Here is a 12,022-nt window from a genome sequence, read left to right on the forward strand (position 1 = left end):
AGGCGCGTGCCGTGCGTGACGCCGGTCGATCCGCCCGAGCCTTCGATGCTGCTCAGGCCGCTGGGCGTTGCGGCCACCACATTGCCCCAGCGATCGGCAACCACGCAGGTGGTGGTGCCGCCTGAATTTGGAAATGTGCGCGGCTTCCGCTGCAAAATGGCGCGCATGTTGACCGGATCGCCGGGACGCAGCTCGCGTGAGGCATGGTTCATGTCAATGAGCTGCCGGCGCAGTTTGGTGTATTCATCAGAAAACAGGGCTTTCAGAGGAACTTCTGAAAACAGCGGATCGCCATAATACTCGTCGCGATCGGCCAGCGCCAGCTTCATCGCTTCAATAACGACGTGGATGTAGTCAGCGGTGAGAAATCCCATGCGCTTGAGGTCGAAGCCTTCAAGCAGGCGCAGTGACTGGCTGAGGTAGGGCCCCTGCGTCCAGGTGTCGCATTTGAGAATGGTGTAACCACGGTAGTCGATCGTCACCGGATCTTCGACGCGGGTGACATGCTCGGCAAGATCGCGCTTGCGCAAGAACCCGCCGCGTGCAATGTACCATTCAACTAAATCATCGGCGATGTCGCCGCGATAAAACCGATCGGCGACAGCTTGCAGCTTCGCTTCCCGCGGACCGCCGGCGGTGCGCTCGGCAGCGACAAGTTTGCGCAATGTGACGGCAAGATCAGCATACCAGCTTCTGCCGCCGGTGTCTGCATTCAAAAGACGACTGTCGATCTTCTTGCCGCTGAGGCCGTCGAGGGTGTCGCCGCTGCCGGTGTCGCGGTACCAGTTTGGTCCGCCGGCCTCGAGCAGGGCGAGCGCCGGCGCCGCAACTTGTTCGAAGGACATGGTGCCGTATCGGCTCAACGCGGTCACGCACAGATCAATGACCGCGGGCACTGCTGCGGCGCGCATGTCGTCGCCAGGTATTCCATTTTTATAGTACCACGCCATCGCCAGCGAATCTTTCGGCGCAGCGCCCTGGCCGGCGAGCACTTTCACTTCGCGCTTCTTTGCATCATAAATCATCAGCGGCACTTCCCCGCCGATGCAAAAAGCGCCGATGTGTTTGACACTGAGCACGAGCAACGTCGCGACTGCAGCATCCGCTGCATTGCCGCCGGCCTGCAGGATGGCGGTACCAGCGACCACTGCCTCTGGCTTGCCGGCAGCAACAATTCCATTTTTGCCAGACGCCGAGGCGCCGATATCCTGCCCGCGCAGCAATTCGCAAGAACAAAGCAACAGCAGCACGGCCGCAGTATTGCGGATCACCGGTATCATCATCGCGAAGCACCTTTCGCTGAGGTGGTTGTCGGACCTCACCGGACATTCATTCAAAGATCAGCGTTCCGAATTTTTCGTATTCATGAAATCTGAACTCGATGGCCTGCCATTCCCACGTTGCCATTTGTCCAGAGTCGTAGTCACAGCGGTAGAAGTTCGCCCGCCATCTGGTGCCGGACTGTGGCGGCACATTGCCCAGCGGCTTGAGCAGATCATAGGGAATGAAAAATTCAGCCATCCAGCCGGCGATAGCGGCGCCGCTTTGTTTCTCACCGCCTTGCACGCTTGTCATGTGCCGGGTCAGTCTGCTTCCTTCATAATGCCAGGGACGCCATCCCCAGAAATCGCCCTTGTTGTTGGGAACCAAAATGGGCAGTTCGTGATTCAGCGGCGACAACTCATATTCAAAGTAAGCTGGAAAGCTTTCATCCGTCCACAGGAAAACCTCGATCACGTCTTCATTCCACAAATCAAGAAAATCCTCGGTCATCGTCGCGGTCAGGCGTTGATCTTCACACTTGAAGAGAAAATAAATGCCATTCGGCGAATACAGGATTTTGATCTGTGTTGACTGCGGAGTACCGAACACTTTTCTTTGCGGAATTGTCATCCACTCGGCTGTGGCCCAATGCGCTGCGCTGCCATCACCGGTCAATTCGAAATCAGGCGTACTGCTGATTTTGAGCGCATCGAACTTGTCTTCGGCGATTGGCGTGCACGCCACAAACCAAAACAGAAGTATCCCGAGGATCGTGACGAACAAGCCGCTGGGCAGTATGAACATGCATTTCTTCCAATTTATTGCTGCCGCCAATTCCGGAAAACATCAAGCGCAGCAGGGATACGGCATGCCGCGTCGCTGCGCCGTTCGTTTCACACACCCGTGGTCGGGCGCAGGGTCAGGCTGCCATCATCATTGAGCTTCTGATGGCATGCCCAGCGCAGCGGATAACGCACACCCTTGACTTCAAGCTCGCCCTTCAGCTTCAATCCCTTCCAGTCCGTGCCTTTGGGCAGCATTAGCATCGCCTGGCGCACGCCGCGCGTCATCGGATAGCCCGGATCCAGACAGCCGCTGACCTGAACTTTGCCATCGTCGCTGAAGGCCGTGACCCGCAACACACCCGGGACACAGGCAATACCGTTGTTCACGAAGCCGATCACCAATCCCGGATAACCATCTTTCTCGAAATGCCAGATCCACGAGGGCCGAACGCGATAGCCGACGCGGCGCGCGATCTGATCGATGTGCTCCGGATATTTCTCGTAGTAGTCCATGATGTTCTTCGCGGCAATGTTGTGCCAGTGCCACAGCGACCAGTAATTCGCGCCGATATCCAACACGTGTGCGATGATGTTCTCGGTGCGGGTGACGCCTTCGTCGATCACCAGCGCCTCGGGCGCAACCGTGGTCATGCCGACTTCGCTGATGGCGGCAACCCAGGGCGGGCGGTTGCTCAACGCTTCGATCTGTTCATTCTCGATAAAAATGGTGTCGGTGCGAATCCAGTTGTGGGTGCGAATGGTGCGATCGAGCAATTCGGAATTGCCGACCAAACTGAAGTCCGGCTGGGTGTTGGTGACCAGCGGGGTTTTGGTCCATGCTTCCAACTGCATCTCGAACATTTTGACGAAAGTCTCTTCGGCGATCTTGTTATCGGGGAAGGGATTGCCGTCGAACGGCCAGGAATGGCCTTCGCCCCAGAAGCCGTACATGAACGTGTCCATGTACTCCACCAGTGGATTGCCGTTCAACTCATCGGCGAGCAACGCATTCAGCTCGCGGAAGGCCGCCAGATAATCGGCATGATCATAGCGCGGCATGCGGTGTTCTTTTTGGTAGCGCGGATTTTGCGGATTGCCCTTCCATTCGCCTTTGAGTTTCACATAAGGAACCTTGTTCATCAAGAACTCGGGCATCCCCGGCTCGGGAAAATCCGGATTCTCCAGCATGATGCGAAAACCGACGCGCTTGTTGTAGCGCTTGGCAAGATCGAACGTGATCTTCCAGCCCTCGGGGAAATCCAGTTTGCCGGGTTGCTTCTGCACATCGCGCCAATTCAGGCGGATGTAAATTTTTTGCGCAAAGGGAATTTTGATCAAATCCTCACAATATTTCTCGATTGCATCGCCTTGAGTGCGCGGCGGCCAATAATCGCCGGAGATGTACACCGTCAGCCCCATGCCGAAATTCGGCACAATATCTTTCGAAGGCGATGTGGTCATTACCACTTCGCTGCCGGGCAAAAATTCCTCCGGCGCATATTGTGGAAACGGTCCTTGATAGAGCCGATCTTTTACCGTCGGCCCGGAGCCAAAATCATATTTGTCCCAATTGTGTGAAGGAATGTGCGCGCTGGCTTTTTTCACGCCAATTCCGGCGGCCAACGCCGCCGCGCCGGTGGTTTGCAGGAAGGTTCGTCGTTTCATGAAATATCACCTCGTCATAATATTACTCTGGAAAAACCAGCGCGACCGCGAAGTTTTTTTCCAGCTTGATGCTTGGTTCGTTTGCAGTCTGGCAGACTGCGCTACGTTTCGCTTCCGAAATCTTCACTGCGCGGCAAATCTGTTGTAGATCGCATCGAGCAATGGCGTCCTCCCATCTTTCAAACAATCTCCCTGCAATGTCCAAACAATCAGTCCGGCAGCGCTTTTTTCCTTCACGTAATCCGCTTTGCGGGCAACTGACTCCTCGTCGTCGTACGAAACGAGAATTCTTTGCGATTCACTCACTAGGTAAGGCGCCTGCGCTTTGTCGTCCCACAGGCGTTTGAACAGATCGAGGCGTTCAGCGATGTGGGCGTAGGGTATGCCATCATCTGCCGGAAAGAGTTTGGTCTCTGCTCCGCCATGCTCGGCATAGATTTGCGTGCAATTGGCGTAGGCATGCCCGTAGAAAGCAACCCCCAGGTTGATTTTCTCCGCAGGGACTTGATGCTCGTTGTGATAAAGCTTGAAGGCGCCGTCCACACAGCGGGCGGAATCGCCTTGCGCCGGGCCGAAGAGCGCGGAGTTATGATTGCTGATCTTGCCCCAGGGTCCAAAGAGATCATACGTCATGATATTGAGACGATCCAAAATCGCGGTGATCTTCTGCACCTCGATATCGGGCAAATGGCCGGCCGCCGCGGGCAGGGAGGCTGAGAGCAGATAGTACTTGCCGGTTCTCTTGCCAAGCGCTTGCAGACTGTCTCTCACGGCTTGCAACAACAAAGTAAAATTCTGTTTGTCTTGCGGCGTGCCTTTGTGGCGAACGTAACCGGGAAATTCCCAATCGACATCGATGCCGTCAAAACCATATTCGGTAATCTGCTTGATACAGCTTTGCGCGAATTTGGCTCGCTTCCCAGGATCGGCAGCAACCTGCGGAAAATTATTCGAATTTTCCCAGCCGCCGATCGCGAGAACCATCTTGGCACCGTGACGATGCGCAAGGGCGACCATTGAATCATTCGGCTCGAGGCGACCGGAGAGAGAATCCGTTTTGCCTTTGAGAAGAAAGTCATCGGCTACCGGGTCCATCCCAACGATTTCACCACTTTCCAAGGGATAGAAAAACGCGTAGGTAACGATGGTCAACTTCTGATAGGGTATCAAGCGATGGTTCAGACGCTCGCGATTCTGTTGCCATTTCCATGAGGGGAAATAACCGTTGATCTCCTTTTGCTGTCCAATGAGCGGGGTCGAAAAAAGAAAGAGCGCAGGAATCAAAGTCCATTTCAGAAGTCTGACCATCGTCACCTCTCGTTAGCTGATCTCAACGTGCCAGCCATCGGCCTTTTATTCGGGAACCGCTTCGAGCAACAGATTCCGGCTGAATTGCACCGCAAGTTTTGCCGCCGGCCCGGTCACCATGCCGTAGTCTTTTTGATCGACATAATCCAGCACGCGGTAGCTGCGAGCTTCAAGACCGCGAAGCTCCACCTCACCATTCCATTCGTTCGCATAGAAGGCATAATACATCCTGCCATCTTTTTGAATCGCATGGGTCTCGGGTTTGTCAAAGCCGATGTCGTACAGGCTGCCGAGATAAGTGCCGGCAGGCAGCATTTTCGCGTGATACACTTCCGACCATTTCGCCCACACCGCCTCACGCTCGGGCGTCAGGTCGACTTTGGAATCCTTCTTGGCGCCCACCGGCCAGGTGAACTTCGTGCCGATGATGCCGCCGATGCCGACCGTGGTGCCAAAGTCATCGCGGCCATCGCTCAGCTCCACATGATCGCCATAATAGGCCGCGTTCGGTCCCATCAACGCTTTGAGCGTCTTGCCCTTCAAGCGAATCTGCCACGAGCTTTCGGGATCCGAAGACACCGATTGATTCATATAGGGCATGGTGAAAAACGAAAATGCCGTGCCGCACGGACAGATTTGCACGACGGCATTGGGATGAATGCTTATTGCGGTTTCATAGATCACCTTGAAAAACTCCGGCATCTTCTCGACCGACTCTTCGGGATAGGCGTGCTGATGCGCCGGATTGTAACACGGCGGCGCGCCGTTCAAGTGTTGCCCGTCGATCTTCAAACCTTCGAATCCCCAGGTCTGCATGAAAGTCTTGACGAGATTTTTGGTGTACTCCTGCACCGGCGGATAAGCGGGGCACAAATAGTAGGCATCCCACCAACTGATGTCCTGTCGCGAGCCGTCTTCATTCAGCAACAGATACTCGGGATGCTGCTTGATCAGATCCGTGCCCGGATCGACCGCCAATGGCGCCCACCACAGTTTTGATTTCAATCCTTGTGCGTTCATCTGCTTCACGAAGTTGATCATGTCGGCATCGCCGCGCGGGAATTTCTTCGGGTCGAGATACCAATCGCCTTCCGCGGTTTGCCAGCCGTCGTCGAGCGTTGCCCATTGATAACCGAGCTTCTTTGCCATCGGCAGCGTGTTCACGACTTGATCCATGGTGAACTTGCGCTCATAACCCCAGGCGCACCATTCCGGCTCATAGGTCGAGGCCGGCGGCTCGTGGAACGCAATGCCCTGCTTGATCATCAGCCGGCGATAATCCGCCAGGGTTTGAAAATAGTCACCGCGGTGAACGCTCACGAAAGTCGGCAGAGTGATGAGTGATTCTCCGGGCTTGAGCGTCTTCTTCATTTTGAATTGGACGCCCAACGACGCGGTGGTGGAGTCCATCATGCTCACCGGCAGCGACACCAGTTTCGGCACCATTTCGAGATGACCGACGCCGATGCCGACGTTGCGATTCCAAACATCAACCACCGGCGTGCCGCCGCCGTAGTCGGAGGCGTTCATGCCCATGAAGTTTTCTTGTGAGAAACCCGCTTTGAGCGGCAACACCCAGTCCGCCCGGGATTCATAGGATCCGCTTTGATAAGACCAGAAGCGCGGGTCGTCCGTCTCACGCGCGGAGATCGTGTAGTGACTGTTCGTCCAGCCGTCGATGGTTACTTCGGCATCGCCGGTGTTGGTGTAGGAAACCTGATACACCGCCATGCTCGGGAAATCATCATAAAGCGAAACGGCAATCTCTTTGCGCAGCGCCGCGTTGCTGCCGGTGAGGATATATTTTTTGCCTTTGCCAATGGCGTCATCGAGGTTTTCCTGCTGTTGGCCTTCGAAAGCAAAATCTTTCACCTCATTTCCAGAAATGACGACGAATTCGCTGGATGAAAAGTCTCCAACTTCGACGGCGCGACCCTCCAGTTTCGCCACGACTTTGCTGTGCAGCTTGTCATCAAACAAAATCTGGATGTTTTTGCCGTCCACGGTTGCTGATTTCTGCGTACTGCAGGCAGAAACCAAGATGGCGAGGACGAGCATGGCAGCCCTCAAGACAATATCTGTCGACTTCATCGCTTTTCGCATGTTTGTGCTCCGGTTAAAGGTGTCCGGTTATTTTCCGGATCGCAGATTTAGAATCTTCAGCGCATTGTCCCGATAAACTTTCTTCAAGATTTGATCACTGAGACCAAAGCCGTTCAGCGCCCAATGATAACCGAACTGGTTGGTTTCATAGAAATGCTCATCGGCGCTTTCGAGGATGCGAAACGTAATCCGGTACATCTCCCGGTCGAGGCCCATGTCGGTGCCATAGACCAGCCGGTCCTGATACTTTTCATAGAACCGGGCAACAAAACGCGGAATGGGCGCGGTCTCAGCGTAACGCGCCGAGTTGTCGGCATAAAGGTTGGGATATTTGTCGAGCAGCTCGCCCATTTTAGCAAGGTCGTAGGAGAGATTGGCGAAATGCACGGCAATGAACGTTGTTCGGGGATGGCGTTTGACGGCGCGTTCGAGAATATCGATCATGCCGGAATGGCCGACGATGTCCTTTTGATTGTCGAGGCGCCACTCCATCGCATTCATCAAACCGTCGTTGGTAGAGTCCATCGGTTGATACATCCAAATCGGATCAGCAACGTGAATGCTGATGGGAATCTTCAAGTCCGCGCACTTTTCGAGCAAAGGATCCATGCGCGGATCATCGAGGTGCATGCCCCAGGCTTTGGTCGGATGTTCATAGAAAAGGCCTTTTCCTTTGTCGCCCATTTCCCCGACGCCGGCCGCACCGACTTTCACGCAGCGTTCCAGCTCGGCCACCGCCGCCGGCCCAAATCCGGGTTTGTCGTAGCCGGTGTAATCGAAGCCGCACCAGACCGCAAAACGATCCGGATACTTCGAATAAAGCGCATAAATCGAATCGAACTTCGCGCCGCTGGCCGCGGTCAGGATCATGGTTTTCTCGACGCCGACCTCGTCCATGAATTTCACCCATTGCGCAATTTCTTCGGGACCTTCGGCATAGGCATGCGAATGCATGTCAATGACGGGGAATCTGGCTTTTGCTATGAGCGTGTTCGGGACTTTGTAAATCGATTGCGGACGGTAGTTCTTGAGCAGCAATTTATCGGGGGGAGTTTGCGCGGAGCTGTGCGCCGGCGCAAGAATCATCAAAATTGCCGCAATAAGACCTAGCGGTACCACTGATTTCAAGATTTGCATTTTCATTTTTCTCCGGGAAAGAGCAGGCAACTCAACCGAGTGCCATCGCGCTGACGGTTCTTCGTGAGGGCATGTCGATAGCAAGCTTCTTGCAGGCGATGGTGATGGGAGGAGGAGCCATAGAACTCCGTTCTTGTTTCAAGATTAGTGAGGTACGCATGCAACCACGTGCGGGCAGGTGAGCTGCAAATGCCGCCCGTTTATCTGATGACATAAAATTTCTTCGTCAGGAAATTGCGCCCATTCGTGATCCGCACCCAGTAAATTCCGGTCTGCAGGAATTCGCCATTCTGGTTTCGCAGATTCCATGCAAAGCGAAACGGCTGCGAAGAAGAATTGCTCGAAACCGTGAAAACGGTACGGCCCAGAACGTCATACACCGCGAGGGCATGCACGGAGGCGAGACTCGAGGTGAATTGCACGATGCGGTTCCCCGCTTCACCGCTGAGAAAGACCGGATTGGGATACACCTGCATCTCGGATGGAACAGCGGCTGCCAGGCCGTCGTCCCGCGCCACTGCCGTCGCTTGCGGAAACAGATCCTCGCGCCTGCCGCTGATTCTCACATCATCGATTCGCCCTTCAAAATCCGTTGTGCTGGGCGTCGAGGGATCGCTTCTGTACCATGAGCCGATGGCCAGCGGGTCGTCATTGGAAAGAAGCGGCTGATCGAAATTCAGGGTATCCACCGCTTGTGCCGGATTGTTCCACAAATAAACTTTATGCGCGTTGAAATCATAGAACGCCGCGATAAATGTCCACTGATTGACCGAAATCGTAAAGCTGGAAGTCACACGATGCGCGCGATCGTTGGCATCGCGGATGAGAAATTCCAGCTTCTTGCTTTCCGAGATGCGCAATGAGTAGTTGGTAGTCTTGGGTGTGGGAAGCTGATCGCCCTTGTTGACGATAAAATGGACTCTCTCGAAGAGGACGGGATAAATCCAGGCCGAGATGCCGATGCTCTCGTTGTCAAAATCAAGATCATCGCTGTCGTCGATCAGGAAAAAATCATGGACGTTGGCGCTGTCCAGCCACAGGTAGGCGCCGCCTTCCTGCAGCGGCGCAACCTCGCTGAAGCTTGCTTGATTCTGCAGCGTTCCAACATCACCCAAAGCATCCCAGGCAGCGGTGTCCATGCCATGATTTTCGAACTGCCACCTGCCCCCCTTGCTTTGTGAAATTGCTGTCGAACTAAAAAAAAGCAGCAACCACCACAGTCCCTGGTGCACCCGAAAATGAAGGTTCATGCGCAATTCGTAAAATTGAGAAATGCTCGCGTCATAATGGAAATCGGACGAACGCCTGAGGGCGGCGCAAAGCAAGAAGCTCGGCGCGCGTCCGATTCCATCCTTTTCTGCATGTGATCACGGGCCGTAGCGCGGCGCCTGCCCGACGCCGAGATAGGCGGCATAAACGATTCCGACATCGCCCCAACCCGGATGCACCGCGTACATGGTCTTGTTGTGGAGCGTCAAATAGCGCATCGGCGTGGCCAGTTCGCCATCGTACAGGATTTCGGTGGAGCCATCGGTTTTGATGGCCAGGATATGCACGTCCCAGGCTTCGGAGATGTAAACCGTGCCTTCGTCGTCCACCTCCAGTCCGGTCGGTGGAGAATCTTCGTTGGTATAAATGATCTCGCCATTTTCAAGCCCGCTCGCGGTAATCTCGTAGCGCCAGACACTGCCGGTTTCCCAGATATCGGTCACGTACAAATAGTTTTGGAAAACGCGACAGCTTTTGGGCGATCCCAATTCCGCCGCCAGGGACACGCCGCCGGACGGATCGCGGCGGTAGACACCTTCGGAGTTGGTCGCCACGTAAAGATTGCCGTTCGCATCCCAATCGAAATCGATAATAGACAACGAATCGCTGAGGAAGTAATCTTCGATCGATGTGCCGTCCGGGGAGATCCGCCCAATCATTTGCCCTTCCTGGTCACATGCATAAAGATATCCGTTCGGGCCAAAATGCATCGCGCCGTTCACCGGGTAGTGTGCAAACTCCGTCTTTTCTCCCGCGGGAGTGATCTTGAAAATGATGCCGTCATTGCCCGAGCCGACGTAGACGTTGCCGCCGGCATCAATGGCGATGCCCTTTGGCCAGCTAATTTCCTCATCGACGACGGTCAGGGTTGGCTTGAAGGTGAAGCTCATTTCATTGCTCCAGTGCTCCGAGCCCTTGACTGCGACCCGCACCATAACGGTTGCATCCGAGAAATTCGGCGTCTGCACCGACAATTCCGTGGCGCTTGCCGCCACCACCACACCGGTCCGGTTGCCGAACTGCACCAGGTTGAATTCCGGCGTGGTGTTGAAGCCGCTGCCCTCGATGGTAATGATATCCCTGAGAAATCCCTCCGTGGGTGTGACCGCCGTGATCGTGGCCGCCGGCATCCCGGTGGGATTGGGATCAGGACGATCCGGCCCGAATACCGGGTTTTCCGGCGCCTCGCAGCCCAGAAAAATCAAAAGGCAGAAGCTCGAAAATAAAAGCAAAATGGATTTGGCTTTCATGATTCAAATTCCTCCGTGGATCTTCGTAGTCCTGTCCCCTTGTGGGACACTGTTACAAACACGAATTCAATGCCTTCGACAGCCGCCCACAAGAGGCGGGGGCTACGTTTAGACGGGAAGTTATTTTGATGAACTATCAGAATTCAAAATCAAAGGAGAACATGTGAACGGCGTCGAAATTCTCGAACGCCAGATAGCTGTAATCCAGGGCAAAGGCCGTCTTGCCCATGGTCAGCTTGGCGCCGCCGCCCAACGTCACGTCTTCTTCGTTATAGTTGGTTTTGTAGCCAGTGCGCAGGAAGAACATCTTCTTGAAGCTGTATTCCGCGCCGAAATGCAGCCGCTCGGAAAAATCCCGCGGGTGCAGGGCATCCACCGACAACGTGATGCTCTGGTCGCTCTCGGCGGATTGCATCACCTGCAGAACGTTCATCGCCGCACCGAACTTGAAGGTCAACGGCAGCGGGAAGGCTTCGAAGCGATATTCCTTTTCCTGCGAAACGTTTTGCATGGTCACGGCGATGCGCAGGTCTTTATAGCCGGTATAGAAGATCGTCCCAAAATCGATTGCCATTACATTCATCTTGGCCTCGAATTTCTCCGGATTGTCGAAAGATCCCTCCAGCGAGCTGCCGAGATTTTCATGCACGTATCTCAGGCTGCCGCCGAAGGAGAACTTGTTGGAGACACGCCGCGCAAAGCTGACACCGATGAGCCAGCTCTCCGGAGAGAAGGTGCCGGTCTCTTCATACAGTTCCGCACCACTCGTAAAACGCGTGCCATTCAAATTTCCCCAGTCCACCGTCATGAAGTGGACGCCAAACGTGCCGATGGCGCCGGCCGTGTACGACGCCGAGGCGGCATTGACGTCGATGTCGGCGATCCACCGGGTCTGATTGAGAAAAATATGGCGGCCTTCGGTCAGCGCCAACCCGGCCGGATTCCAGAACACCGCACCGGCGTCGGCGGCCATCGCCGTATAGGCGCTGCCGAGCGCCGAAGCTCTGGCGCCAACCGGAATCGACAGCCACTTCATTCCGGTCTGCGCGATTTTGTCCACACCCTGGCCCAACGCCGGCACGACCGCGCACAGCGCGACCAGCAGCAGGAGCGTAGTCGCTTTTTGCATGTTTTTCATTTTCTGCCTCAGGATTTGCAATGTTCAGTGTTTGCTCGCGAAAGGCGCCGCCGCCAAAATTGCCTGGCCGGCGCGCAGCCTTCGCGCCGGCGCTACCTCACCAC

The 12,022-nt window shown here is 55.1% G+C and carries 9 protein-coding genes; all 9 read right to left on the reverse strand.

Going from position 1 to position 12,022, the window contains the following annotated elements:
• Nucleotides 1-1,283, reverse strand: a 1,283-nt coding sequence (locus FBQ85_17945; protein MDL1877017.1) for a hypothetical protein, incomplete at its 3' end; no start/stop codon positions are given.
• Nucleotides 1,284-1,329: 46 nt separating this feature from the next.
• Nucleotides 1,330-2,067: a hypothetical protein gene (locus FBQ85_17950; GenBank protein ID MDL1877018.1), complete on the reverse strand. Its 738-nt coding sequence runs from the start codon at nucleotides 2,065-2,067 to the stop codon at nucleotides 1,330-1,332.
• Nucleotides 2,068-2,156: 89 nt separating this feature from the next.
• Nucleotides 2,157-3,713, reverse strand: coding sequence for a hypothetical protein (locus FBQ85_17955; GenBank protein MDL1877019.1), 1,557 nt, complete (start codon nucleotides 3,711-3,713; stop codon nucleotides 2,157-2,159).
• Between the two features lie 123 nt (nucleotides 3,714-3,836).
• Nucleotides 3,837-5,021, reverse strand: coding sequence for a glycoside hydrolase family 18 protein (locus FBQ85_17960; GenBank protein ID MDL1877020.1), 1,185 nt, complete (start codon nucleotides 5,019-5,021; stop codon nucleotides 3,837-3,839).
• A 45-nt stretch (nucleotides 5,022-5,066) separates the two neighbouring features.
• Entirely contained in the window at nucleotides 5,067-7,079 is a 2,013-nt protein-coding gene (locus FBQ85_17965; protein ID MDL1877021.1) for an alpha-galactosidase, read from the reverse strand.
• A 72-nt stretch (nucleotides 7,080-7,151) separates the two neighbouring features.
• A complete protein-coding gene (locus tag FBQ85_17970) occupies nucleotides 7,152-8,267 on the reverse strand; it encodes an amidohydrolase (GenBank protein ID MDL1877022.1) in 1,116 nt (371 codons plus the stop codon).
• Between the two features lie 194 nt (nucleotides 8,268-8,461).
• Nucleotides 8,462-9,511 (reverse strand): T9SS type A sorting domain-containing protein, encoded by a 1,050-nt coding sequence (locus tag FBQ85_17975; protein ID MDL1877023.1) that lies wholly within the window; start codon nucleotides 9,509-9,511, stop codon nucleotides 8,462-8,464.
• Nucleotides 9,512-9,628: 117 nt separating this feature from the next.
• Nucleotides 9,629-10,780 (reverse strand): hypothetical protein, encoded by a 1,152-nt coding sequence (locus FBQ85_17980; protein ID MDL1877024.1) that lies wholly within the window; start codon nucleotides 10,778-10,780, stop codon nucleotides 9,629-9,631.
• Nucleotides 10,781-10,916: 136 nt separating this feature from the next.
• Complete coding sequence (locus FBQ85_17985) at nucleotides 10,917-11,918, reverse strand: PorV/PorQ family protein (protein ID MDL1877025.1); 1,002 nt, start codon at nucleotides 11,916-11,918, stop codon at nucleotides 10,917-10,919.
• Nucleotides 11,919-12,022 lie beyond the last annotated feature (104 nt).

This window comes from Cytophagia bacterium CHB2, from assembly GCA_030263535.1.
Lineage (GTDB): Bacteria > Zhuqueibacterota > Zhuqueibacteria > Zhuqueibacterales > Zhuqueibacteraceae > Coneutiohabitans.

Coding starts and splice junctions, on each gene's coding strand:
- FBQ85_17950 (MDL1877018.1), bottom strand. CDS start 2,067: ATGTTCATACTGCCCAGCGGCTTGTTCGTCACGATCCTCGGGATACTT.
- FBQ85_17975 (MDL1877023.1), bottom strand. CDS start 9,511: ATGAACCTTCATTTTCGGGTGCACCAGGGACTGTGGTGGTTGCTGCTT.
- FBQ85_17955 (MDL1877019.1), bottom strand. CDS start 3,713: ATGAAACGACGAACCTTCCTGCAAACCACCGGCGCGGCGGCGTTGGCC.
- FBQ85_17960 (MDL1877020.1), bottom strand. CDS start 5,021: ATGGTCAGACTTCTGAAATGGACTTTGATTCCTGCGCTCTTTCTTTTT.
- FBQ85_17965 (MDL1877021.1), bottom strand. CDS start 7,079: ATGCTCGTCCTCGCCATCTTGGTTTCTGCCTGCAGTACGCAGAAATCA.
- FBQ85_17985 (MDL1877025.1), bottom strand. CDS start 11,918: ATGAAAAACATGCAAAAAGCGACTACGCTCCTGCTGCTGGTCGCGCTG.
- FBQ85_17970 (MDL1877022.1), bottom strand. CDS start 8,267: ATGAAAATGCAAATCTTGAAATCAGTGGTACCGCTAGGTCTTATTGCG.
- FBQ85_17980 (MDL1877024.1), bottom strand. CDS start 10,780: ATGAAAGCCAAATCCATTTTGCTTTTATTTTCGAGCTTCTGCCTTTTG.